Source organism: Micromonospora sp. KC721 (assembly GCF_004348355.1).
GTDB lineage: Bacteria > Actinomycetota > Actinomycetes > Mycobacteriales > Micromonosporaceae > Micromonospora.
Window position 1 is genome coordinate 1 of record NZ_SMJY01000025.1, and the last position, 22,532, is coordinate 22,532.

Annotated in this window: 26 protein-coding genes; 12 read left to right on the top strand and 14 right to left on the bottom strand. The window is 73.0% G+C overall.

The genetic code is table 11. The features are described from left to right. Positions 1–4: 4 nt before the first annotated feature. Positions 5–427: a D-aminoacyl-tRNA deacylase gene (gene dtd / locus E1182_RS07140; RefSeq protein ID WP_132262210.1), complete on the bottom strand. Its 423-nt coding sequence runs from the start codon at positions 425–427 to the stop codon at positions 5–7. Then, positions 427–1,872, bottom strand: a complete 1,446-nt coding sequence (locus E1182_RS07145) for a methyltransferase (RefSeq protein ID WP_207921299.1) — start codon at positions 1,870–1,872, stop codon at positions 427–429. Before E1182_RS07145 ends, dtd begins: the two co-directional genes overlap by 1 nt. Positions 1,873–2,058: 186 nt before the next feature. Between E1182_RS07145 and E1182_RS07150 the strand changes: the two genes are divergently transcribed. Beyond that, entirely contained in the window at positions 2,059–3,282 is a 1,224-nt protein-coding gene (locus E1182_RS07150; protein WP_132262212.1) for a S8 family peptidase, read from the top strand. A gap of 60 nt (positions 3,283–3,342) precedes the next feature. On the opposite strand, the gene E1182_RS07155 is transcribed toward E1182_RS07150, so the two are convergent. The 4 genes from E1182_RS07155 to E1182_RS07170 all read right to left on the bottom strand — a co-directional run bounded on the left by E1182_RS07155 (position 3,343) and on the right by E1182_RS07170 (position 7,835). Continuing rightward, the gene (locus E1182_RS07155) at positions 3,343–4,416 is read right to left on the bottom strand and encodes an ABC transporter ATP-binding protein (RefSeq protein WP_132262215.1); all 1,074 of its coding nucleotides are present in this window, start codon (positions 4,414–4,416) and stop codon (positions 3,343–3,345) included. Then, positions 4,413–6,014 carry an iron ABC transporter permease gene (locus E1182_RS07160; protein ID WP_132262217.1) on the bottom strand — a complete coding sequence of 534 codons (1,602 nt, stop codon included), beginning with the start codon at positions 6,012–6,014 and terminating at the stop codon, positions 4,413–4,415. The genes E1182_RS07155 and E1182_RS07160 overlap by 4 nt, the downstream gene beginning before the upstream one ends. A gap of 2 nt (positions 6,015–6,016) precedes the next feature. Next, on the bottom strand, positions 6,017–7,075 hold the full coding sequence (locus E1182_RS07165) for an iron ABC transporter substrate-binding protein (RefSeq protein WP_132262219.1): 1,059 nt from the start codon (positions 7,073–7,075) through the stop codon (positions 6,017–6,019). A gap of 199 nt (positions 7,076–7,274) precedes the next feature. Further along, a complete protein-coding gene (locus tag E1182_RS07170) occupies positions 7,275–7,835 on the bottom strand; it encodes a GNAT family N-acetyltransferase (protein ID WP_132262221.1) in 561 nt (186 codons plus the stop codon). 99 nt (positions 7,836–7,934) lie between these two features. Between E1182_RS07170 and E1182_RS07175 the strand changes: the two genes are divergently transcribed. Further along, positions 7,935–8,519: an HhH-GPD-type base excision DNA repair protein gene (locus E1182_RS07175; RefSeq protein WP_132262223.1), complete on the top strand. Its 585-nt coding sequence runs from the start codon at positions 7,935–7,937 to the stop codon at positions 8,517–8,519. A gap of 43 nt (positions 8,520–8,562) precedes the next feature. On the opposite strand, the gene E1182_RS07180 is transcribed toward E1182_RS07175, so the two are convergent. After that, complete coding sequence (locus E1182_RS07180) at positions 8,563–8,874, bottom strand: hypothetical protein (RefSeq protein ID WP_132262225.1); 312 nt, start codon at positions 8,872–8,874, stop codon at positions 8,563–8,565. After that, positions 8,864–9,175 (bottom strand): hypothetical protein, encoded by a 312-nt coding sequence (locus E1182_RS07185; protein ID WP_243706079.1) that lies wholly within the window; start codon positions 9,173–9,175, stop codon positions 8,864–8,866. Before E1182_RS07185 ends, E1182_RS07180 begins: the two co-directional genes overlap by 11 nt. Positions 9,176–9,279: 104 nt before the next feature. Between E1182_RS07185 and E1182_RS07190 the strand changes: the two genes are divergently transcribed. Beyond that, positions 9,280–9,636 carry a DUF3099 domain-containing protein gene (locus E1182_RS07190; protein ID WP_132262229.1) on the top strand — a complete coding sequence of 119 codons (357 nt, stop codon included), beginning with the start codon at positions 9,280–9,282 and terminating at the stop codon, positions 9,634–9,636. A 56-nt stretch (positions 9,637–9,692) separates the two neighbouring features. On the opposite strand, the gene E1182_RS07195 is transcribed toward E1182_RS07190, so the two are convergent. Continuing rightward, the gene (locus E1182_RS07195) at positions 9,693–10,592 is read right to left on the bottom strand and encodes a carbohydrate kinase family protein (RefSeq protein WP_132262231.1); all 900 of its coding nucleotides are present in this window, start codon (positions 10,590–10,592) and stop codon (positions 9,693–9,695) included. Next, positions 10,589–11,515, bottom strand: coding sequence for a pseudouridine-5'-phosphate glycosidase (locus tag E1182_RS07200; protein WP_132262234.1), 927 nt, complete (start codon positions 11,513–11,515; stop codon positions 10,589–10,591). The genes E1182_RS07195 and E1182_RS07200 overlap by 4 nt, the downstream gene beginning before the upstream one ends. Positions 11,516–11,600: 85 nt before the next feature. On the opposite strand from E1182_RS07200, the gene E1182_RS07205 reads away from it, so the two are divergent. Together E1182_RS07205 and E1182_RS07210 are read left to right on the top strand one after the other, a co-directional pair. Next, positions 11,601–11,819: a DUF3039 domain-containing protein gene (locus E1182_RS07205; protein ID WP_132262236.1), complete on the top strand. Its 219-nt coding sequence runs from the start codon at positions 11,601–11,603 to the stop codon at positions 11,817–11,819. 182 nt (positions 11,820–12,001) lie between these two features. After that, a complete protein-coding gene (locus E1182_RS07210; RefSeq protein WP_132262239.1) occupies positions 12,002–13,732 on the top strand; it encodes a DEAD/DEAH box helicase in 1,731 nt (576 codons plus the stop codon). 213 nt (positions 13,733–13,945) lie between these two features. Here E1182_RS07210 and E1182_RS07215 read toward each other — a convergent pair whose 3' ends face one another. Continuing rightward, the gene (locus E1182_RS07215) at positions 13,946–14,179 is read right to left on the bottom strand and encodes a hypothetical protein (protein WP_088964796.1); all 234 of its coding nucleotides are present in this window, start codon (positions 14,177–14,179) and stop codon (positions 13,946–13,948) included. Positions 14,180–14,425: 246 nt separating this feature from the next. Further along, entirely contained in the window at positions 14,426–16,024 is a 1,599-nt protein-coding gene (locus E1182_RS07220) for an RNA polymerase sigma factor (RefSeq protein WP_132262241.1), read from the bottom strand. A gap of 286 nt (positions 16,025–16,310) precedes the next feature. Between E1182_RS07220 and E1182_RS07225 the strand changes: the two genes are divergently transcribed. Next, the gene (locus tag E1182_RS07225; protein ID WP_132262244.1) at positions 16,311–17,126 is read left to right on the top strand and encodes an inositol monophosphatase family protein; all 816 of its coding nucleotides are present in this window, start codon (positions 16,311–16,313) and stop codon (positions 17,124–17,126) included. Between the two features lie 56 nt (positions 17,127–17,182). Here E1182_RS07225 and E1182_RS07230 read toward each other — a convergent pair whose 3' ends face one another. Further along, positions 17,183–17,698, bottom strand: a complete 516-nt coding sequence (locus E1182_RS07230; protein ID WP_207921304.1) for a LytR C-terminal domain-containing protein — start codon at positions 17,696–17,698, stop codon at positions 17,183–17,185. 423 nt (positions 17,699–18,121) lie between these two features. On the opposite strand from E1182_RS07230, the gene E1182_RS07235 reads away from it, so the two are divergent. Both E1182_RS07235 and E1182_RS07240 read left to right on the top strand, forming a co-directional pair. Beyond that, positions 18,122–18,418: a DUF4193 domain-containing protein gene (locus tag E1182_RS07235; protein WP_046565779.1), complete on the top strand. Its 297-nt coding sequence runs from the start codon at positions 18,122–18,124 to the stop codon at positions 18,416–18,418. A 130-nt stretch (positions 18,419–18,548) separates the two neighbouring features. Further along, a complete protein-coding gene (locus tag E1182_RS07240; protein WP_243706080.1) occupies positions 18,549–19,472 on the top strand; it encodes a hypothetical protein in 924 nt (307 codons plus the stop codon). Between the two features lie 3 nt (positions 19,473–19,475). Here the strand turns inward: E1182_RS07240 and E1182_RS07245 are convergent, their stop codons facing one another. Beyond that, positions 19,476–19,970 carry a DUF3093 domain-containing protein gene (locus tag E1182_RS07245; RefSeq protein WP_132262289.1) on the bottom strand — a complete coding sequence of 165 codons (495 nt, stop codon included), beginning with the start codon at positions 19,968–19,970 and terminating at the stop codon, positions 19,476–19,478. Between the two features lie 90 nt (positions 19,971–20,060). Between E1182_RS07245 and dut the strand changes: the two genes are divergently transcribed. The 4 genes from dut (at position 20,061) to E1182_RS07265 (ending at position 22,521) form a co-directional block, all read left to right on the top strand. After that, on the top strand, positions 20,061–20,594 hold the full coding sequence (gene dut, locus E1182_RS07250; RefSeq protein WP_132262249.1) for a dUTP diphosphatase: 534 nt from the start codon (positions 20,061–20,063) through the stop codon (positions 20,592–20,594). 25 nt (positions 20,595–20,619) lie between these two features. Next, on the top strand, positions 20,620–21,291 hold the full coding sequence (locus E1182_RS07255; RefSeq protein WP_132262252.1) for a DUF3710 domain-containing protein: 672 nt from the start codon (positions 20,620–20,622) through the stop codon (positions 21,289–21,291). 169 nt (positions 21,292–21,460) lie between these two features. Continuing rightward, entirely contained in the window at positions 21,461–21,841 is a 381-nt protein-coding gene (locus E1182_RS07260) for an OB-fold nucleic acid binding domain-containing protein (protein ID WP_132262254.1), read from the top strand. After that, positions 21,838–22,521: a DUF3159 domain-containing protein gene (locus E1182_RS07265; protein ID WP_132262256.1), complete on the top strand. Its 684-nt coding sequence runs from the start codon at positions 21,838–21,840 to the stop codon at positions 22,519–22,521. Before E1182_RS07260 ends, E1182_RS07265 begins: the two co-directional genes overlap by 4 nt. Positions 22,522–22,532: the final 11 nt, after the last annotated feature.

The window sequence follows — 22,532 nt, forward strand, 5'->3', positions numbered from 1 at the left end:
GGGGTCAGAGGTCGAGGAGGAGGGTGCGGGGGCCCACGTTGACGCTCTCGACCAGCATGTGGGCGCGGAAGCGGCCGGTCTCGACCCGGGTGCCGCGGGCGCGTAGCGCGTCGACGACCGCGGTCACCAGGGGCTCGGCGAGCTCCGCGGGGGCGGCGGCGGTCCAGCTCGGACGCCGGCCCCGGCGGGCGTCGCCGTACAGGGTGAACTGGCTGACCAGCAGAATCGGGGCGCCGGTGTCGGCGACGCTGCGCTCGTCGTCCAGAATACGCAGTTCGTGGATCTTGCGGGCCATGCTCTGCGCGATCTCCGGGGTGTCCGAACGGGCCACCCCGAGCAGCACCAGCAGCCCGTCGGCGATCTCCCCGACCACCTGGCCGTCGACCGTGACGCTCGCCCGGGACACCGTCTGCAGCAGCGCACGCATCAGGTCGTCACCGGTTCGATGATGCCGCGTTCGACCAGGTGCGCCACGATCGGCCCGGCCGCCTCGGCCAACTCCTGCGGCGGCACGTCGTGCGCGGCGGCCAGCAGCGCGAGCTGGGCCAGCACCAGCGGGTCGATCTCCTCGGTCCAGCGCAGCCCGTGCGGCATGGCCAGCGTCTGCCGGTCCACCGCCCAGCCGTCGTCGCCCATGGTGGCCTCCTGACGCAGTTGCAGCCCCTCGGCGGCCCGGTAGCGCTCGGCGAGCAGCGCGTCGGTGTCGCGTACCCGCAGGAAGTCCTGGCGGTCGAACCAGGCGGCGATCCGGTCGCCCATCGGCGGCTCGACCCGCTGGCGTAGGTCCTCCACCCGGACCACCGGGTCCGCGTGCCCGGACCGGCGCAGCGACACGATGCCGAAACCGATCGCCTCCACCTTGTGCGCGTCGAACCAGTCCAGCCAGGCGGCCATCCGCTGCGGGTCGGCGGTCTCGCCGACGTCGGTGAGCCACAGGTTGACGTACGCCATCGGGTCGGCCACCTCGCGCTGGATCACCCAGGCGTCGCATCCGGTACCCGTGAACCAGCCGGCCACCCGCTCGCCCCAGTCCTCGCCGGCCACGTGCACCCAGTTCGCCAGGTACTGCATGGTGCCGCCCTCGGTGAGCAGGCCCGGCGCGGCGGCGGCCAGCTCCGCGCCGATCGTGTCGCCGACCCGGCCGGAGTCGCGGTAGACGTGGGTGGTGGTGCCGGGACCCACCACGAAGGGTGGGTTGCTCACCACCAGGTCGAAGCGGCGGCCGGCGACCGGGGCGACCAGGTCGCCGCGGAGCAGCTCCCAGTCCTGGTTGTTGAGGGCGGCGGTGGTGGCGGCGAAGCGCAACGCCCGCTCGGAGATGTCGGTGGCGGTGACCCGGCGGGCGTGGGTGGCCAGGTGCAGCGCCTGGATGCCGGAACCGGTGCCCAGGTCCAGCGCGGTCGCCACCGGTCGGCGCATGGTCGCGCCGATCAGTGTCTGGGTGGCCCCGCCGATGCCGAGCACGTGCTCGGCGTGCAACGGCCGGCCGGGACGGGCGCTGGCCGGCAGGTCGGCCAGCACCCACCAGTCGTCCCCGTACGGCTCCAGGTCGACCCCGGCGCGCAGGCCGTCTCCGTGCCGCTCGACGATCCCGCCGGCCAGGGCGTCGGCGATCGGCAGCGGGGCGAGCGCGGCGGCGACCACCGCCTCGGACTCGGTCTGGCCGCAGATGAACACCCGGATCAGGGTCGCGAGCGGATCGCGGTCGGCGGTGGCGCGCAGGGCGGCCCGGAAGTCGTTGCGGGCGATGCCGCCGGTGGCCGCCGGGCCGAGCCGGCCGGCGATGCCGTTGGAGGTGAAGCCGGCCCGGTCCAGCGCGGTACGCAGCGCCTGGACGCCGGCCGGGGAGAGCAGCATGTCGTGTCGTTCCACGTCGACATCCTGCCTGGCCGAGGAGTCGCGGCGGCCGGCACCTGTTACATCCATATCGCTGCCTGGATAGATTCGCTGTTATCTCTTTCATGCATCTCGATGGATGGCTAGCATTCCCCCCAACATCCGTCGATGGGCGTCCCCGCGGCCAGGAACCGCCGGACGCACCGGTAGGGAGTTCAGACGATGTCGACCGTGCCCGTTAACCGGCGCCACGTGATCCGCGCGTTCGCCATGACGGCCGCGGCGGCGGCCCTCACCGCCGCCGCCACCACCCCGGCCCTCGCCGCCCCGACCGGCGAGATCCGCCACGCCTCCGCCCCGAACGCGATCAGCGGCAGCTACCTCGTCGTCCTGAAGACCGACGCCGTCGGCGCCGCCAACACCCGCGCCGCCCGCAGCGCCGTGCCGGACCGCGCCACCGCCCTCACCAAGCGGTACGGGGGCAGCGTCGGCGACGTCTACAGCGCCGCGATCACCGGCTTCAGCGCGAAGATGAGCGCCGCCCAGGCCCGCCGGCTGGCGGCCGACCCCGCCGTCGCGTACGTCGAGCAGGACCAGGTGTTGACCGCCCAGGCCACCCAGACCAACCCGCCGTCGTGGGGTCTGGACCGCATCGACCAGCGCTACCTGCCGCTGAACCGCAGCTACACGTACCCGAACACGGCCTCGAACGTGCGGGCCTACATCATCGACACCGGCATCCGGATCACCCACACCGACTTCGGCGGCCGGGCGACCTGGGGCACCAACACCGTCGACAGCAACAACACCGACTGCAACGGCCACGGCACCCACGTCGCCGGCACCGTCGGCGGCACCGCGCACGGCGTGGCCAAGGGCGTCCGCCTGGTCGCCGTCAAGGTGCTCAACTGCTCCGGCAGCGGCACCACCACCGGCGTCGTCAACGGCGTCAACTGGGTGACCGCCAACGCCGTCAAGCCGGCCGTGGCCAACATGAGCCTCGGCGGCGGCGCCAGCACCACGCTGGACAACGCGGTCAACAACTCGATCCGCTCCGGCATCACGTACGCGCTGGCGGCCGGCAACTCCAACGCCAACGCGTGCAACTCGTCGCCGGCCCGGGTCGCCGCCGGCCTCACCGTCGGCGCCACCACCAGCACCGACGCGCGGGCGTCCTTCTCGAACTACGGCACCTGCGTGGACATCTTCGCCCCGGGCGCGAACATCGTCTCGGCGTACCGGACCAGCGACACCGCCACCAGCAGCCTCAGCGGCACCTCGATGGCCGCGCCGCACGTGGCCGGCGCCGCCGCGCTGGTGCTGAGCGCCAACCCCTCGTACACCCCGGCACAGGTGGGCAGCTTCCTGACCAGCAACGCCACCACCGGCGTGGTGACCAACCCGGGCAGCGGCTCGCCGAACCGGCTGCTCTTCGTCGTCAACTGACGACCCGCCCCCGCGCGGCCCGGTGGACGTCCCCCCGTCCACCGGGCCGCGTCGCGTCGGTCAGCCGACCGGCAGCGCCGGGGTCGGCACCGGGGTAGGGTTCGGCGCGGCGGGCCAGGCCCGGGCCGTCCCCTCGACGTGGACGCCCACCTCGGCACCGACCGGTACCGGATCCGCCTCGTCCCAGATCCGCGCGGTGACCCGGGTGCCGTCGGCCAAGCGCAGGGCGACCAGGGCGTCGTGACCGTGGAAGTCGTGGCGCAGCACGGTGGCGGTCACCGCCGCTCCGCCCGCGGCGGCGGTCAGCCGCAGCTGTTCCGGCCGGACCAGCACGGTCACCGGGCCGTGCGCCGCGCCGATGATCGGTAGGGTCCCCAGCGGGGTACGGGCCGCGTCGCCGGAGGCGACCGCCGGCAGCAGCACCGCGTCCCCGACGAACCCGGCCACCCACTCGTCGGCGGGTTCGCGGTACAGCGCGGTCGGGGAGTCCGCCTGCACCACCCGCCCGGAGCGCAGCACCGCCACCCGGTCCGCCACCGACAGGGCCTCACCCTGGTCGTGGGTGACCAGCACCGCGGTCGCGCCGTCGGTGCGCAGCGCCTCCCGGATGTCGTGCCGCAGGCCGGCGCGCAGCCCGGCGTCGAGCGCGCTGAACGGTTCGTCCAGCAGCACCAGCGACGGCCGTGGGGCCAGTGCCCGCGCCACGGCGACCCGCTGCTGCTGACCGCCGGAGAGCTGGTGCGGCATCCGGTCGCCGTACCCGGCCAGCCCGACCAGGGCCAGCACCTCGTCGACCCGGTCGCCGCGCCGGGCGGCCCGGTCCAGGCCGTACGCGATGTTGGCGGCCACGCTCAGGTGCGGGAAGAGGGCGCCCTCCTGCGGCACCACGGCGATCCGGCGGCGGTGCGCCGGCAGGTGGCGACCCGGGCCGGCCACCTCCTGCCCGTCGACCCGGATGGTGCCGGCGTCCAGCCGCTCGAAACCGGCCAGGCAGCGCAGCAGGGTGGTCTTGCCGCAGCCGGACGGGCCGAGCACCGCGGTCAGCGCGCCGGCCGGGACGGTGAGGTCGACCCCGTCCAGCGCGGTCACCGGGCCGTACCGTTTGCCGACGCCGGCCAGCACGACCTCGCTCATCGATCCTCCTTGTCGAGCAGGCCGCTCCGGGCCGCCAGCCACCAGGTCGGCAGCGCCGAGATGGCCACCAGCAGCGCGGCGTACGGCGCGGCGGCGGCGTACGCCCCGACGGAGGTGGCCGTCCACAGCTCGGTGGCGAGGGTGTCGGTGCCGGTCGGGCGGAGCAGCAGGGTGGCCGGCAGTTCCTTCATGCCGGTGAGGAAGACCAGGGCCGCCCCCGCCCCGATCCCGGGCAGGGTCAGCGGCAGGGTGACGGTGCGCAGCACCGCCAGCGGCCCGCGCCCCAGCGAGCGGGCCACCTCCTCCAGCCCGGGCGGGGCCTGGCCGGCGGCGCCGGCCACCGCGCCGACGGCCAGCGGCAGGAAGAGCGTGGCGTAGGCGAGCGCCAGCAGCCACGACGTCTGGTAGAGCGGTCGGGCCACGGTAATGCCGAAGAAGATCAGCGACAGTCCGATCACCACGCCGGGCAGCGCGTGGGCGAGGTAGGCGAGCCGGTCCAGCGCGGTGGCCAGCGGGCCGGGGGCGCGGGCGGTGAGCAGTCCGAGCGGCAGGGCCAGCAGCATGGTCAGGGCGGCGCCGGCCAGCGACAGCCCGAGCGAGTTGCCAGCGGCGGCGGCGACCTCGGCCAGCGCGCCGGGGCGGGACACCCCGCTGAGCAGCCGGCGGGCCAGGCTGACCGCGGGTACCCCCAGCGCCAGGGCGGCGACGGCGAGCAGCGCCGCCAGGGCCGGCCAGCGGGCCGGACCGAGCCGTAGCCGGGCGGCGGGGCGGCGGGCTCCGCCGAGCCGGGCGTACCGGGCGCCGCGCCGCCGGGTCGCGGTCTCACCGGCCAGCAGCAGTACGGTCAGCGCCACCAGGACGCTGGAGAGCACCAACGCGCCGGTGCGGTCGAAGCCCAGGTCGAAGGCGACGAAGATGGCCCGGGTGAAGGTGTCGGTGCGCAGGATCGACACCGCGCCGAAGTCGGCCAGCACGTAGAGCGCGACCAGCAGTGCCCCGGCGGCGGTGGCCGGGCGGATCTGGCGCAGGGTCACGTCGGTGAAGGTGCGCCAACTGCCCCGACCCAGCGAGCGGGAGACCTCCTCCTGCGCCGGGTCTGAGCCCTTGAGCGCCGCGGCGACGGGCAGGAAGACGTACGGGTAGGAACAGAGGGTCAGCACCAGCGCCGCCGGCCAGAACCCTTCGAGGCGGTCGACGGTGGAGACCCAGGCGAACGCGGCGATGTAGGTGGGCACGGCCAGCGGCAGCGCGGCGAGCACCGCGAAGAACCGCCGCCCGGGCAGGTCGGTGCGGGTGACCAGCCAGGCGGTGGCCACCCCGAGTACCACGCAGGCGGTGGTGACCACGGCGGCCAGCCCGAGACTGCGGGCGGCGAGCAGCCCGACCCGCCCGGTCCACAGTTGCGCGCCGAGCCGCCCGACGCCGGCCTCGGCGGTGCGTACCGTGAGATAGACCAGAGGGATCAGGGCCACGGCGACCGCGGCGGTGGAGGCCGCGAGCAGTGCCGGGCGTGGCGCCAGTCGGCGCGCCCACCCGCGTACGCCGAAACGGGCCGGCCCGATCCGGGCCGGCCCCGCCTCGGGGGTGGTGGTGGTCATGCTCAGGGCACCAGGCCCGACTCCGTGATCATCTTGATGGTGACGTCGAGGGTGTCCAGGTCGTTCAGGTCGATGTCGGGGGTGTCCAGGTCGGCCAGGGGCGGCACTCCGGCCGGCGCGGCGACCCCGGTCACCACCGGGTACTCGAAGGTCTGCTCGGCGAAGTACCGCTGCGATTCGGGGTTGAGCAGGAAGTCGACGAAGGCCTTGGTGTCCGGGTCCTCGGCGGAGCGCTTGAGCACCCCGACGCCGGCGACGTTGACCAGCGCGCCGGTGTCGCCGCCAGGGAAGAAGTGCAGCTTCACCTTGAGCCCGTCGGGCGTGGTGCCCTTCTCCTTGGCGACCTCGCCGACGTAGTAGTGGTTGACCAGGCCGACCGGGATCGTCCCGTTGTCCACATCCTCGACGATCTTGACGTTGTTGTCGCGGATCTGCGGCTCGTTGGCCTTGAGGCCGGCGAGGAAGTCCTTGGCCTTCTGGTCGCCGTGCTGCACCCGGATCGCGGTGACGAACGCCTGGAACGACGCGTTGGTCGGGGCGAGGCCGATCTTGCCCTTCCACTTCGGGTCGGTCAGCTCGAACACCGACCTGGGCAGCTCGGCGGCGGGCACGGTGTCGGCGTTGTAGGCCAGCACCCGGGACCGGGCACTGACGCCCACCCACTGGCCGGTGCGGGCCCGGAAGGTCTGCGGCACCTTCTCCAGGTCGGCGGCGGGCAGCGGGGCGAACATACCGCGCTTGGCGACCGCGCCGAGGGCGCCGGCGTCCTGGGCGAAGAAGGCGTCGGCGGGGGACTTGTCGCCCTCCTCGAGGAGCTGGGCGGCGAGCTGCGCGGTGGTGGCGTACCGGGTCTTGACCGTGATGCCGGTCTGCTCGCTGAACCTGTCCAGCAACGGCTTGACCAGCGTCTCGTTACGGCCGCTGTAGACCGTGATCGTCTTGTCGCCGGGCTTGCCCGGATCCCCGGCGTCGTCGCCGCCGGAGCCGCAGGCGACCAGACCGAACGAGAGCAGCCCGGCGGCGGCGACGGCCGCGAGGGGCCTGCGGGCGGGGACGGGCACGGTGCACTCCTTCAGCTCGCTCGACGGGCGCTCCGCCGACCGGCCTGAAGTTAGCACAGCCTAACCTCACACCGTATTGGCCCTGCTGGGGCGGGATGAACGACACACCGGTGGGTCCCGGCTTGGTGATCGACTCCGTTTGCGCCACGGGGGGTGTTCTTTGCCCCGGACACCACCGGTCGGCGCAAACGGCGTCGGATCAGACTGGCTCGGCGTCATGGGGCCAGTTCGACGTCAAGATCCAGTCGAGGCCATCCTCGCCATCTGTGTCCAGATGGGGAGCGCGACGCAGGCCGGCGCGTGCGGCGACCTTCAGCGACGCCACGTTGTCGGGTCGGACTCTAGCGATGATCGGATGGTCGGGCAGGTGAGCGGTTGCCCAGTTGACGACGGTGGTGGCGGCCTCGGTGGCTACTCCGTTGCCCCAGGCCAGCGGGTCAAGGCGGTAGAAGAAGTTCAGGATGGTGCGGTCGTGCAGCCGCATCAGCTTGATGCCGCAGAAGCCGAGCGGCTGGCGGGTCCGCAGCTGGTCGTGGACGGTCCAGTAACCGAAGCCGTGCTGGTTCCAGTGCTCGTTCCAGCGTTGGTAACGCTGCTCAGCTTCCGCGCGTGTGGCAAGCGCGTCAGCGGGATTGTGGGCGTACGCCCTTGGGTCGCTGTGGATTCGATAGATGGTGCCGATGTCAGCGCGCGTCGGGCGGCGCAGCGACAGTCGAGTAGTCAGCATTTCTTCGTTGTCGACCAGGTCGGCGTGGCGCATGTTGTGATCTTCTCCTTCGAGAACGGCTGTCCACAGGGGCACGCCTGTCGCTGCGTGTCTGGTCCATCCGCCATGGCTGGCGAGGTCTGGTGAGGGACCATGACTGCCATGACGCTCTCCCTGCCCATCGACCCCGCGGCGAACGACCTGCTCAACCGCAGCCCACTGGCGCTGCTCACCGGCATGCTGCTGGACCAGCAGATCCCGATGGAGAAGGCGTTCTCCTCGCCGTACGTGCTGGCCCAGCGGCTCGACCGTGACCCGGACGCCCGGGAGTTGGCCGAGTACGACCCGGACGCGCTGCTGGAGATCTTCGCCCGCCCGCCCGCGTTGCACCGCTTCCCGAAGGCGATGACCACCCGAGTCCAGGAGCTGTGCCGGGCCCTGGTCGACCGGTACGACGGCGACGCCGCCCGGCTCTGGGCCGACGTCGCCGACGGCGGGGATCTGCTGCGCCGGGTCGGTGAACTCCCCGGCTTCGGTCGGCAGAAGGCACAGATCTTCGTGGCCCTGCTCGGCAAGCGCTACGACGTCCGTCCGGCGGGCTGGCGGGAGGCGGCCGGCGCGTACGGCGAGGAGGGCGCGTACCGGTCGGTGGCGGACGTGGTCGACCCGGAGTCGCTGCGCCGGGTACGCGAGTTCAAGCAGGCCGCCAAGGCCGAGGCGAGGGCCGCGGAGGGCTGACGGCCCGGCCCGGTGCGGCCACGCCCGCCGCCGGGGTGGCGGTTCAGGCGGCGGTGGGCCGGGACAGCGATGCCAGCGCGCGCCGCACGTCGGCGAGCGAGACGGTGGCGGAGTCGTCCAGGTCGGCCAGGCCGGCCTCGATCCACTGCCGCATCAGGGTGGTGACGCCGATGCCGCGGGCCTCGGCTGCGGCCCGTACCCGCTCGTACGTCTCCAACGGCAGGCGTACCGAGCGGCTGACCATCGGCACGTCGGTGTCGGGGGTGGGCAGTTGCGCCGGCTGGCTCTCGTCGATGAGTTCGGCGAGCGCGTCGCCGCCGTCGTGGAACCGCTTGGTCGCCTCGTCACGGTGCATGGTGACCGTCTCCTCGTCGCCGGTCCCTCCGCACCGCCTCGTCGTAGCGCTTGGCCTCGACGTCGCTCAGCTCGCGGGCGGAGAGAATGTCCCAGTCGTTGTCGGTGCCGTCGGCCTCGGTGAGCAGTACGGCCAGTCGTCGGCCGCGGTGGCTGGCCGCGTAGACGACCATGACGTCGTCACCCAGGTGGCGGATCACCCGGCGGGTGCTGTGCAGCGCCTCCCAGACTTCCCCCGGTGTGACGTCGTAGACCCGCAGGTTGGCCAACGCCTCGGCGGTGAAGCTGAACCGGCTGCCCACCAGTGGAGCGTACCACCGGCGTAACACCCACACGATTCGGATGGATTGTCGCTGATCAAGGCGGGCCGGTGACAGGATGGGGCGTACCCCTCGAGGAGGTCCGTGTGAAGCGTCAGGCGTACCAGCCGATCCTGATCACCGACGCCGCACGCAGCCAGGACGACCAGCTCACCAGCCGGCAGAAACGCTACGTGCTGATGATGGGCGTCCGGGTGGCCTGCGTGATCGTCGGCGCGATCCTGGTCGGCGCGCAGGCCCCGCTGCTCTGGCTCTGGCTGCCGCTGGTCGCGCTCGGGATGATCCTCATTCCGTGGCTGGCCGTGCTGCTGGCCAACGACCGGCCGCCGAAGGAGCAGCACCGGCTGGCGGGCCGGTTCCAGCCCCGCAGCCGGGACGAGACGCCACCGATGAGCCTGGCGGCCGAGGAACACCCCCACAAGGTCATCGACGCCGAATCCTGACCGGCGCGTCTGCCGGTCGGCCGGCGCGGACGTCAGCCCGCCGTCGGGCGCGGACGTCAGCCCGCCGGCCGGGCGCCGACCAGCGAGACCGCCAGGGCGCCCAGGTCGCTGGCCCGGGTCAGCGCCGCCCGGGGCGGCGCGCCGGCCAACCAGGCCGCCAGCAGTCCCGCCGCGAACGCATCCCCGGCGCCGGTCACGTCGACCACCGCCACCCGCCGGGACGGCACCACCTCCAGCGTCGCGTTCCGGTCGTACCAGACCGCGCCGGCTCCGCCCCGCTTCACCACCACCCGCCGGGCCGCGGCCGACAACGCCCGTGCCTGCGCCTCCGGATCCAGCCCGCCGGCGAGCACACCGGCCTCGTCGGCGTTGACCAGCAGCAGGTCCACGTCGCGTACCCAGGACAGGAACGCCGCCGCGCCGGTCCGCCGCAGCGGCGTCGCGGAGGCCGCGTCCACGCTGGTGGTCAGGCCGCGTCCGCGCGCGGCGGCCAGCGCGGCCAGCCCGGCCGGTCGGGACGCGGCATCCAGCAGCGGGTACCCGGACAGGTGCAGGTGCGCGGCGTCGGGCGCCGCCGCCAGGGCCTGTTCGACGTGCCCGACGGTCAGCCGCAGGTTCGCGCCGCGCTCGGCGACCATGGTGCGCTCGTCGCCGGTGGCCAGCACGATCACCGTGCCGGTGGGGACGTCCGGGCGTACCTCGACCGCGCACCGCACCCCGACCCGCTCCAGCTCGGCCACCCGGTCCCGGCCGGCGCTGTCGTCGCCGACCGCACCCACCAGCGTCACCGGCACGCCCTGCTCGGCGATCCAGGCGGCCGTGTTCGCCGCCTGGCCACCCCCGACGACCCGGATGCCCGCCGCCGTGTCCGAGCCGGGGGCGAGCGGTCCGGCCAGCACCGCCACCACGTCGGTGATCAGGTCACCGACCACTACGATCCGGGACGGGCGGGTCATGCCCGGTCGCGCCCGGCGGCGGCCACCGCGATCCGGCCGGCCAGATCGGCGTTGCGCAGGATGATGCGTACGTTGACCGCCAGGCTCGCACCCTCGGTGGCCGAGTGGAAGTGGGACAGCAGGAACGGCGTCACCGCCTTGCCGGTCACCCCGTTGCGGGCCAGCCGGGCCAGGCCCTCGGCGAGGGTACGGTCGTGCAGCTCCGGGTCGAGCTGCTCGTCGACCGGCAGCGGGTTGGCCACGATCAGCCCGCCCTGGTGCACACCCTGCCGTGCCCGGGCGGCCAGCACGTCCGCCACCTGCTCCGGGGAGTCCACCGACCAGTCCAGGTCGAAGCCGGCGTCGGTGAGGTAGAAGCCGGGGAAGCGTCGGGTGCGGTAGCCCACCACCGCGACCCCGAGGGTCTCCAGCCGTTCCAGGGTGGCGCCCACGTCGAGGATCGACTTGACCCCGGCGCAGACCACCGCGATCGGGGTGCGGGCCAGGGTGGTCAAATCGGCGGACTCGTCGAAGCTCTGGGCGGCCTCGCGGTGCACCCCGCCGAGCCCGCCGGTGGCGAACACGCCGATCCCGGCCGCGGCGGCCACCGCGCTGGTGGCGGCCACCGTGGTCGCGCCGTCCGCGCCGGTCGCCGCGGCCACCGCGAGGTCGCGCACGGAAAGCTTGCTCACCCCGTCGGCGGCGGCCAGCCGGGTCAGCTCGGCGTCGTCCAACCCGACGACCAGTTCACCGCCGATCATGCCGATGGTTGCCGGGACCGCCCCGGCGTCCCGTACCGCCTGCTCGATCTCCCGTGCCACCCGCAGGTTGTCCGGGCGGGGCAGGCCGTGCGAGACGATGGTGCTCTCCAGGGCGACGACGGGACGACCGGTGCGCAGGGCGGCGGCGACCTCGGCGCCGGGACGGATGTGGAAGTTGGTCACCTGGGTACCGTACGGGCCGCCGTTGGGCGGGCTGCGGTGGACCAGGTCTTTCCGACCTGCCAGACTAAAAAGTTGGAGGTGCGATGTGAGTGCTCAGATTCTTGAGCGTCCAGAGCTGAAGGACGCCGACACCGGTCCCGAGATGTTCCACTACGTCCGTAAGGAGAAGATCGCCGAGAGTGCCGTCATGGGCACCTACGTGGTCGCGCTCTGCGGCGAGACGTTCCCGGTGACGAAGGCCGCGAAGCCCGGGTCCCCGGTCTGCCCGAAGTGCAAGGAGATCTACGACTCGTACGCCGACTGATTCGAGGGCGGCCGGCCAGGCCGCCCACCCGAATCAGCGTGGCGTCGAGTGGGGCGACCGACCGCCGCTGGTTATGCTGAGCCGGCCTTCGCGGCACCCGATGCGCGAGGGCCTTTTCATGGGCGGCGGCACCCGTGGCCCTCGGCCGGGGTCCGCCTGGTGCGGTCGGAGAGGAGCTACGCGTGGCACCCCGGTTGCCTGCGCTCGACACGTTTCCGCCCCTGCGTGCCTGGCAGCGCAAGGCGATGGTGGAGTATCTGCGTCGTCGGACCGAGGACTTCACCGCGGTCGCCACCCCCGGCGCCGGTAAGACCACCTTCGCTCTGCGGATCGCCGCCGAGCTGCTCGTCGACGGCACCGTCGAGGCGGTGACCGTGGTCGCCCCGACCGAACACCTGAAGACCCAGTGGGCGCAGGCCGCCGCCCGCGTCGGCATTCAGCTCGACGCCGCGTTCCGCAACGCCGACGTGCACTCCGCCGCCGACTTCCACGGCGCGGTCGTCACGTACGCCCAGGTCGGCATGGCCCCGCAGGTGCACAAGCGGCGCACCCTCACCCGGCGCACCCTGGTCATCCTGGACGAGATCCATCACGCCGGCGACTCCCGGACCTGGGGTGACGGGGTCAGGGCGGCCTTCGAGCCCGCGGTACGCCGCCTCATGCTCACCGGTACGCCGTTCCGCTCCGACGACAACCCCATCCCGTTTGTCAGCTACGAACGCGGCGGGGACGGTTTCCTGCGTTCCCGCGCCGACTCGGTCTACGGTTACGCGGACGCCCTGCGTGACGGTGTCGTCCGGCCGGTGCTGTTCCTGGCGTACTCCGGCGAGACCCGGTGGCGGACCAACGCCGGGGACGAACTGGCGGCGCGGCTCGGTGAGCCGATGACCCAGGATCTCGTGGCGCAGGCATGGCGTACCGCCCTGGACCCGGCCGGGGACTGGATGCCGCAGGTGCTGCGCGCCGCCGACGCCCGGCTGACCGTGCTGCGCAACGCCGGCATGCCCGACGCCGGCGGCCTGATCATCGCCAGCGACCAGCAGAACGCCCGCTCGTACGCCCGGCTCATCGAACAGGTCACCGGCGAGAAGGCCGCGGTGGTGCTCTCCGACGACGTGGGCGCCTCCGCCCGGATCGCGACGTTCGCGGCGTCCGAGCAGCGCTGGCTGGTCGCGGTCCGGATGGTCTCCGAGGGTGTCGACATCCCCCGGCTGGCTGTCGGCGTGTACGCCACCAGCGCCAGCACCCCGCTCTACTTCGCCCAGGCGATCGGGCGTTTCGTGCGGGCCCGTCGCCCCGGCGAGACCGCCTCGGTCTTTCTGCCCAGCGTCCCGCACCTGCTCGGTCTGGCCAGCGAGATGGAGGCCGCCCGCGACCACGTCCTCGGCAAGCCCAAGGATCGGGAGGGCTTCGACGACGACCTGCTGGAGCGGGCGCAACGGGACGAGCAGGCCAGCGGGGAGTTGGAGAAGCGCTTCACAGCGCTCTCCGCCACCGCCGAGCTGGACCAGGTGATCTTCGACGGCGCGTCCTTCGGCACCGCAGCCCAGGCCGGCACGCCGGAAGAGGAGGAGTACCTCGGCCTGCCCGGCCTGCTCACCGCCGACCAGGTCTCCCTGCTGCTGACCAAGCGGCAGGCCGAGCAGCTCGCCGCCCAGCGCCGTCGGGCCGCCGCCAGGGCCGCTGAGCCGGCCGCTGCGGCACCGCCGCCGCCCGCGCCGATGAGTGCCGCCCAGCGCCGGGTGGCGTTGCGACGCCAACTGAACGCCCTGGTGGCCGCCCGGCACCACCGGACCGGCCAGCCGCACGGAAAGATCCACGCCGAGCTGCGCCGGCTCTGCGGCGGCCCGCCCAGCGCCCAGGCGACGATCGAACAACTCGAGGAGCGCATCGCCACCGTCCAGACCCTCTGATCCCGGCAGGGCTGTGCGCGCCGCCGCGCCGAGCTACGCGGATTGCGGCATGGTGCGGCGTCCCAGGGTCGGGTTGCCGCGACGTGCCGCACCCGGAGTGGATCACTTGGGTTGCGGCGTGGACAGAGGCCTGGCGGAGGCAGAAAGCCGACCGGAGGGGCCCTGTCGGGCCACCTCCGGTCGGCTATGTCGTCGCTCTTGCGATTTGCGGACTCAGTTCGCCATCAGATCGGCGCCTCGCCAGCTGAACTCCGGGTCCGTCGCGTACTTCACGGTGATCTTCACGAGATCCTCCGCGTACTTGTTCGCGTGGTGCCCACAGAACACCAGTTCGCTCCCACCCGCCAGAGTGATCCGGAGCTTGCCGGCAGCATTGCAGCGGTCGCACCGTTCATCGGCGGCTGGGGGAGCCACCGTCTCGGGCGGCGGCGTGAGGGTCGGGGTCATCGCCTTCCTCCTCTGGTCGTCACCGATGAACACTCTCTTCGGTCGTTGCTCACTCATCGTGCAACACCCTTGCCAAGCCCTGCCTTCCCTGTGTGCCCCCGGGCGACCGAGGTCACACATGGCAGGACGACAGTGTGCCGTGTGCCAAGGGTGCCACGTCAACGATCACAAGCGGGTAATCGACCGGTCACCTTTGGGTGTTCTACGGCTGGTGGTCAAACCGACACGTTTAGTTGACGAAAGGGGTCAGTCTAGGTAGTCGCGCAGCACCTGGGAGCGCGACGGGTGCCGGAGCTTCGACATCGTCTTCGACTCGATCTGCCGGATCCGCTCCCGGGTCACCCCGTACACCTGGCCGATCTCGTCCAGGGTGCGCGGCTGCCCGTCGGTCAGGCCGAAACGCAGACGTACCACGCCCGCCTCGCGCTCGGAGAGCGTCTGCAAGACCTGCTGGAGCTGGTCCTGCAGCAGTGAGAACGAGACGGCGTCGACCGCCACCACGGCCTCCGAGTCCTCGATGAAGTCACCGAGCTGACTGTCGCCTTCGTCGCCGATCGTCTGGTCCAGCGAGATGGGCTCCCGGGCGTACTGCTGGATCTCCAGCACCTTCTCCGGTGTGATGTCCATCTCCTTGGCCAGCTCCTCCGGGGTGGGCTCGCGGCCCAGGTCCTGGAGCAGCTCGCGCTGGATCCGGCCGAGCTTGTTGATCACCTCGACCATGTGCACCGGGATGCGGATGGTGCGGGCCTGGTCGGCCATGGCGCGGGTGATCGCCTGGCGGATCCACCAGGTCGCGTAGGTGGAGAACTTGTAGCCCTTGGTGTAGTCGAACTTCTCGACCGCCCGGATCAGGCCCAGGTTGCCCTCCTGGATCAGGTCGAGGAACGCCATGCCCCGGCCGGTGTAGCGCTTGGCCAACGAGACCACCAGCCGGAGGTTGGCCTCCAGGAGGTGGTTCTTGGCGCGCTCGCCGTCCCGTGAGATCCAGAGCAGGTCCCGCTGCATCTCGCGGGTGAGCTTCTCCTCGCCCTCCTCGGCCGCGCGCAGCCGCTCGGCGGCGTAGAGCCCGGCCTCGATCCGCTTGGCGAGCTCCACCTCCTGCTCGGCGTTGAGCAGCGGAACCTTGCCGATCTGCTTCAGGTACGCCCGGACGGAGTCGGCGGACGCGGTCAGCTCGGCGTCCCGGCGAGCCTGCTTGAGCGCCTCGGACTCCTCGTCGTCCCACTCGAAGTCGTTGTCGCTGGCGGAGTTGGCGGCGTCGGTCTCGGCGGCCTGGGCCAGCTCGGCCGGCTCCTCGACCACCACGTCCTCGATCTCGGCCGCGAGCTCCTCGGGATCGATGTCGCCCTCGGCGCCCTCGCCCTTGACCTTGCCGGCGGCCTTGGTCGCGTCGGCGGCGGCCACGGTCGCCTTGGTGGCGCGGGTGGATCGGCTCGCCTTCGCGGCCGGCGCGACGGCCTTGGCCACCCCGGCGGTGGTGGCCTTGCGGGCCGCCGCCTTCCGCGGGGCGGGGGCCGGGGCCTCGTCGGCGGCGGGCGCCTGCTTCGGAGCGGGCGCGGCGGCCTTCTTGGTGGTCTTGGCGGTGGTGGCCCGGGACGCCGGCGTGGCGGACCGGGCGGCGGCGACCCGACGGCGGGTGCTGGCCGAGCCGTCCACGACCACGGTCACGCCCGCCTCGGAGAGCGCCCGCAGGATCTTCTTGGCCTGGGCCGGGGTCACCTCAGCGGACTCGACGGTGCGCGCGAGCTGCGCCGACGTCAACTGGCCGCCGGCGCTCTGCGCGTGTGCGATCAGAGTATCGGTGAGTGAGCGAACGTCGGCGCCGGTCTGGCGGGGTTCTGTCACGAATGACCTTCCGGAGGCGAAGAGCGAGCACGGCCGGGTCGTCCGGCGCAGCGTGGGGCACCACGCCGGGCGATGTCGTTGAGAGACCCCCGTGTCCCGGGCCGGCCGTCGGTGGCGGTCCGTGGCGCGTGGGCAGGGTGAATTGTAACGCCGTCTGCGGCGATCATCCTGCGGCGCACGGCGAACCGGCGGCGGGACCGCCGATTGGGCGCAGTTGTGGACTTTGTAAGGATGATAACCGCGCGTACGGCGGCAGGTCCCGGACGCGCGGGAAGGGGTACGGATCATGACTCGTTCGGCGCCGGCGCCGACGGAACTGCTCGCGATCGCGGTCGACGTCGCCCGGGAGGCGGCGCGGACGGCGTACCGGATGCGCGCCGAGGGGGTCTCGGTCGCCGCGACCAAGAGCACCGTCACCGACGTGGTCACCGCTGCCGACCGGGCGGTGGAGCGGCAGGTCCTCGACACCCTGGCCAAGCTCCGCCCGGACGACGCGGTGCTGGGCGAGGAGTACGGCGCGGGGGAGGGCGCGGGCTCCTCCGGTGTGCGTTGGATCGTCGACCCGATCGACGGCACCGTCAACTACCTCTACGGCATCCCGTACTGCGCCGTCTCGCTGGCCGCGGAGGTCGACGGCGACATGGTCGCCGGGGTGGTCCGCAACCTGTACACCGGTGAGGAGTGGACCGCCACCGCCGGCGGCGGGGCCTGGCGGGACGGGCGACGGCTGCGCTGCTCCACCGAGACCGACCTCGGCCAGACGCTGGTCGCCACCGGCTTCGGCTACGACTCGGCCCGGCGGGCGCACCAGGCACGGGTGGTCGCCGAGTTGATCCCGCACGTGCGCGACATCCGACGCCTGGGCGCCGCCTCGCTGGATCTGTGCCTGGCCGCCGAGGGGCGGGTCGACGCGTACTACGAGAAGGGTCTGGCCGCCTGGGACCTGGCGGCGGGCGGACTGGTCGCGGCCGAGGCGGGGCTGCGGGTCGGCGGGCTGGCGGGCCGCCCGGCCGGGCCGGACCTGGTGCTCGCCGCGCCACCGGCGCTGTTCGCGCCGCTACACGACCGGCTCGCCGCCCTGGACGCCTCCGGTGGCCCGTGACCGTCCGGCCTGAGTGAACACCCCGGCGGCGGTGTCCCGGGACACCGCCGCCGCGGTCACTTCCCGACCGGCATCGGGCAGGTGCCGGGCGGCGCGGTCGGCGAGCCCAGATCGCCGAGGGACTGATTGACCTCGGTGGTGGTGGCCAGTTGCTGGAAGTCGCTGCCGAGCACCACGTCGACCGTGTCGTCCTGGCGCTCGACCTCGAACTTCGTGTCGGCGTTGCCGAGGAAGTACGCCAGCAGCAGGTGCGCCGAACCCACGCCCTTCGGGCCGAACCGCAGCACCGCCACGCGGTCGACCTGCTTCTTCTGGTCGGTGACCTTCTTCACCTGGAACTGCCGGTTACGGAACTCGTCGGCGACCTCGCCGGCCAGGCCGGGGCGGTCAGTGGCGTTGATGACGTTGAGCTTCACGTCCTTGCGCTCGCGCAGCGCCACGTCGGCCAGTGGCCAGCCCTCGGGACAGCCGCCGTTGGCACCCGCCCCGCTCTGGCTGTCCTTGACGATCGCGACCACCACGAAGACCAGGGCGACGACCGCCAGCAGACCGACGACAACGAGTGCTCGCACTCGCGCAAAGCTCATCTGGGTGCTCCCCGGACAGTGGTGGGTGGCGGCGGTCGGCGGTCGGACCCACCGGCCATCGGGTACGCCGCTGAGGTTAACGGGTGTCCGACCGTCGCGTGGAAACAGTCCGACATGCCGGCGCGCCACCCGGGAAGCGGGTACTACTACCCCTATCTTCGTGTCGCCTGAGTCACATTGGGAACAACTCGGGGCGCTGGGGCGTACATCTCAGCCGCGAGGGCGGTATACATGCCTCGCCCGTAGGGGGGTAAGGTTCCGCGCTCGCCGGGGAGTCCTCTGGCGGCACCGGTCCGAACGGCCGTCGGGTCGGGTGACCGACACATTGGTGGCCGGCCAGTGGGAACCGAAACAACGTCGCCCGGCGTTACACCGGCAGCGACAATATCGATATGGGAGAGTGAACCGATGGCCACCGACTACGACGCCCCGCGTCGCGACGAGGTCGACCTCGGCGAGGACAGCCTGGAAGAGCTCAAGGCCCGGCGGGTCGACTCACAGTCGGGTGCCGTGGACGTCGACGAGGCCGAGGTGGCCGAGAGCTTCGAGCTGCCCGGCGCTGACCTGGCCGACGAGGAGCTGACCGTCAAGGTCCTTCCGATGCAGCAGGACGAGTTCCGGTGCGGCCGCTGCTTCCTGGTCCACCACCGCAGCCAACTCGCCGTCGAGCGCAACGGTGAACTGATCTGCCGCGAGTGCGTCTGACCCTGATCCGGGCGGCGGCCTCCTCACCGGGGGCCGCCGCTGCCCGAGCTGCCGTGCGCGCGTGGCGGGAAGCTGCTTGACTCGTTGACGGGCGGTCGGCACGCCGACGCAACCTCGGGAGGTCGGGCGGATGAGTGGACGGACGGGCCGGTTCGAGGCGGACGGTCCTCGAGACGGCACGCAGCCGGACGGCACGGCCGGCGAGGCGCCGGCCAGCCGGTCGGCCGAGGGGCCCGACGAGGGGGCGGCGGCGGTCGGTGCCGACCGGCCCGGCGAAGGGACCACGACGGGCCGGACCGACCGGGCCGACGACGATCTGGGCGCGACCGTCGCGGCGCTGACCGCCGACGACATCGAGCCGGCACGTCGGCGGCAACTGCTCACCCGGCTGGTGGGCCAGGCCCGCTCACGGGGGCTGGGCGACCTGTTCAAGCCCAGGGCCGCGCTGCGCTGGATGAGCGACACGATCGCCGACATCGCGCCACACGTGCCGATCCGCGACCTGGCCACCCTGCGCCGGCACTTCCCCGGCCTGGACGACGAGGCGCTGGCGGAGCGGCTGGTCCGTAACGCGAGCCGGGCCACCGCCGGGGTGGGCGCGGCCGGAGGTGGGGTGGCCGCGGTGGAGTGGGCCGTCACCCCCGCGCTGCTCTCCGCGCCGGTGCTGCTGGCCGCCGAGACCGTCGCCGTGGTGGCGGTCGAGCTGAAGCTGATCGGGGAGCTGCACGAGGTGTACGGCCTGCCGCTGCCCACCGGCGGCACCCAGCGGACGGTGGCGCTGGTGCAGTCCTGGGCGAGCCAGCGGGGCATCAACCCGATGCTGCCCGGGGTAGGTGTCGGCGCGGTGCTGGGCACCGCGGCCCGCAAGGAACTGCGGGACACCCTGCTGCGGCGCTTCGGCCGCAACCTCACCACCCTCGGCCCGTTCCTCACCGGCGCGGCGGTTGCCAGCTACCTCAACCGCCGGGCCACCCGCGCCCTGGCCGACCAGCTCCGAGCAGACCTGCGGCGGCAGCGTACGGCGCTGGGCGGCGGGCGACCCGCCCTGCCCTGAGAATCAGCCGGCGTCCCGGGCGGCCAGGATCGCCCCGGCCAGCTCGGCCGGACGCCGGCTGCTCACCACCCAGAACGGCGTCGGGTCGGCCGGGTCGTCCAGGACCACCTGCACCGCGCCGGCCACCCAGGGACGCTGCACGACGAACGCGAGCGGATCGGCGCCGACGCCGAGCACCTCCCGCCGCCCCGCCGCGTCCAGCGGAACCGCGTCGGCCACGTACCGCACCGGCAGGTGGGCGTCGTCGACCCAGAGCTGCCCGTCGCGCACCTCCACCCGGACCCGGCCCCACCACCACAGGGCCGCCGCGGTGGCCGGCGGCAGCACCACGAACGGCAGCCACGACCGGACCCCGGAGGCACCCATCCACACCTCGAACGCGAGCAGCGTGGCCAACGCCAGACCGGCCAGCCAGAACCACCAGGGCAGCCGGAGCCGTTCGGAGTACCGCCCGGCCGCCGCGGTGCGTGGCGCCGACGACGACGCAGAAGACGACAGGCTCACTCCTGCCAGGGTACGGCGCGCGACCCGCCGCGCACCGGGCAGGATGGCAGGGTCACTCCGCGAATCGGACGGAAGAGGGAGACCGTGACCCACGTCGTACCCGTGCCCGTGCGTCAGCTCGATCCGCAGCTGCCGTTGCCCGCGTACGCCCACCCCGGCGACGCCGGTGCCGACCTGGTGGCCGCCGCGGACGTCGAGCTTCCTCCCGGCGGCCGGGCCCTGGTTCCCACCGGGGTGGCGCTGGCGCTGCCCGAGGGGTACGTGGGCCTGGTCCACCCCCGCTCGGGGCTGGCGGCCAGACTCGGTGTGACGGTGCTCAACGCGCCCGGTACGGTCGACGCCGGCTACCGGGGTGAGATCCTCGTGAACCTGATCAACCATGATCGGGACACACCGGCGAAGATCTGCCGTGGCGATCGCATCGCGCAGCTCGTTGTGCAGCGGGTGGAGCGGGTCGATTTCCGGCCGGTGGCCGAGCTGCCCGGGTCCCGTCGCGGGACCGGCGGACACGGTTCGACCGGAGGACACGCCGGGCTGACGCAGTCCGTCGGCGACCCGACCGCGCGGTCGCAGCTCGCCGACCGGGCAGGCGGACAGACGGAAGAGGTGGCAGGGTGAGTGCGAACAGCGGAGGGTGGGCGAAGTGATCTTCAGCCGCAAGCGGGCCGGTGACGGGCGGCGCGCCCGTGCCGAGCGGGCCGCCGAGGTCCCCGACTCGTACGACGCCGAGGGGGCGAGCGCCCCGTCGCGCGGTCCCTACGACATCGCCGAGGCGCCGGACGGCGTGCAGCGGCTCGACCTGGGTAGCTTGCACGTCCCGGCGGTGCCGGGGGTCGAGGTCCGGGTCCAGGCCGACCCGCAGGGGGTGATCCAGCAGGTCGTACTGGTGCACGAGGAGAACGCGCTCCAGCTCGGGGTCTTCGCCGCGCCGAAGTCCGAGGGCATCTGGGACGAGGTGCGCGAGGAGATCCGCCAGTCCCTGTTCGCCGACGGCGCCGCCGCCCAGGAGGTGCAGGGCGAGTACGGCACCGAGCTGCATGCCCGGGTGCGGACCCCCGACGGCCTGACCGACCTGCGCTTCGTCGGTGTGGACGGCCCCCGCTGGATGGTCCGGGGCGTCTACCAGGGTGCCGCTGCCACCGACCCGGCCTCCGCCGGGCCGCTCGCGGCGTGCCTGGAGGGCCTCGTGGTCGACCGCGGCCAGGAGGCGAAGCCGGTCCGGGAGCCGCTGCCGTTGCGGCTGCCCCGCGAGGTCGCCGACCAGGCGGCCACCGCCGAGAACGATGCCGTGCCGCCCGCCCCACGGCAGGCCTGACCGGCGCACACCCATGGTCGTCGGGCGTGGCGTCGGTCCACCGACGGCGTCGGGCCCGACGCCGTCCGGCGGGAGAGGACGGGCCGGCTCTGGCGAAGCGGGCTACGCTGTCGGGACGGGGCCGGCGCCGGGATCGTCCGGCCAGCGTGGAGAGGGTGGCGCGGAGGTCATGTCGACCGACGAGAGCCGGGGGTCGCTGCGGCGGATCCTGCGACGGTTCACCGCGAGCGAGGCCGAGATCGAAGCGCAGGAGCTCCAGCGCGAGAGCGCCGAGTCCGGTGGCACACCGGCGCGGCAGTGCTGCCGGGGCGAGGTGGTGTCGGTGAGTGGGCGGCTGCGTACCGTGGTCTACACCCCCCGGACGAACCTACCGACGCTGGAGGCGGACCTGTACGACGGCAGCGACGTGGTGACACTGGTCTGGCTGGGCCGGCGGCACATCGCCGGCATCGAGCCCGGGCGGCACGTGACCGCCCGGGGCCGGGTCGCCGTCCGCGACGAGCGCAAGGTCATCTACAACCCGTACTACGAGCTGGAGCCGCCGAAGTGACGACCGGACAGCCCTCGGCCGCCGAGCCGGGTACCGCCGCCGCGGACGACGAGAAGCTGCCCAGCATCGCCGAACAGATGGCCGACCAGCTCGGCGGCTGGCGGGGGCTGGTCGAGTCCAGCGTCCCGGTGGTCGTCTTCGTGGTGGCGAACATCATCGGCGAGCTGCGCCCCGCCGTGATCGCCTCGGTGGCTGTCGCGATGCTGATCGCGGTGGTCCGGCTGGCTCAGCGGCGCCCGATCCGGCACGCCGTCAACGGGTTGTTCGGCGTCGCCGTCGGCGCGGCCATCGCCTGGCGGACCGGCGACGAGCGGGACTTCTACCTCCCCGGCATCCTCTACGGCATCGCCTACGGGGTGGCGCTGCTGGTCTCGGCGGCGATCCGGCAGCCGATCGTCGGCTGGATCTGGTCGGTGCTGGTTGCCAAGGGGCGCTCCGAGTGGCGTGACGACCCGCGCCTGGTGCGTACCTTCACCGGGCTCACCGTGCTCTGGGGCGTGGTGTGGCTGGCGAAGGTGGGCGTGCAGGCCGGGCTCTACCTGGCCCACCAGGACACCGCGCTGGGGGTGGCCCGGCTGGTGCTGGGGTACCCGCCGTACGCGCTGCTGCTGCTGATCACCGTCTGGGTGGTCCGCCGGGAGACCCGGCAGACCGCGGCACAGCCGGTTCCCGGCGCCTGACCACCCGCGGC

Bases quoted from the DNA above. Each gene is read 5' to 3' on its own strand.
- E1182_RS07215 (WP_088964796.1), bottom strand. From the start codon at position 14,179: ATGACCCCGACCCTCACGCCGCCGCCCGAGACGGTGGCTCCCCCAGCC.
- E1182_RS07225 (WP_132262244.1), top strand. From the start codon at position 16,311: ATGACTCGTTCGGCGCCGGCGCCGACGGAACTGCTCGCGATCGCGGTC.
- E1182_RS07260 (WP_132262254.1), top strand. From the start codon at position 21,461: ATGTCGACCGACGAGAGCCGGGGGTCGCTGCGGCGGATCCTGCGACGG.
- E1182_RS07170 (WP_132262221.1), bottom strand. From the start codon at position 7,835: ATGCGCCACGCCGACCTGGTCGACAACGAAGAAATGCTGACTACTCGA.
- E1182_RS07155 (WP_132262215.1), bottom strand. From the start codon at position 4,416: ATGAGCGAGGTCGTGCTGGCCGGCGTCGGCAAACGGTACGGCCCGGTG.
- E1182_RS07175 (WP_132262223.1), top strand. From the start codon at position 7,935: ATGACTGCCATGACGCTCTCCCTGCCCATCGACCCCGCGGCGAACGAC.
- E1182_RS07150 (WP_132262212.1), top strand. From the start codon at position 2,059: ATGTCGACCGTGCCCGTTAACCGGCGCCACGTGATCCGCGCGTTCGCC.
- E1182_RS07235 (WP_046565779.1), top strand. From the start codon at position 18,122: ATGGCCACCGACTACGACGCCCCGCGTCGCGACGAGGTCGACCTCGGC.
- dtd (WP_132262210.1), bottom strand. From the start codon at position 427: ATGCGTGCGCTGCTGCAGACGGTGTCCCGGGCGAGCGTCACGGTCGAC.
- E1182_RS07195 (WP_132262231.1), bottom strand. From the start codon at position 10,592: ATGACCCGCCCGTCCCGGATCGTAGTGGTCGGTGACCTGATCACCGAC.
- E1182_RS07180 (WP_132262225.1), bottom strand. From the start codon at position 8,874: ATGCACCGTGACGAGGCGACCAAGCGGTTCCACGACGGCGGCGACGCG.
- E1182_RS07240 (WP_243706080.1), top strand. From the start codon at position 18,549: ATGAGTGGACGGACGGGCCGGTTCGAGGCGGACGGTCCTCGAGACGGC.
- E1182_RS07160 (WP_132262217.1), bottom strand. From the start codon at position 6,014: ATGACCACCACCACCCCCGAGGCGGGGCCGGCCCGGATCGGGCCGGCC.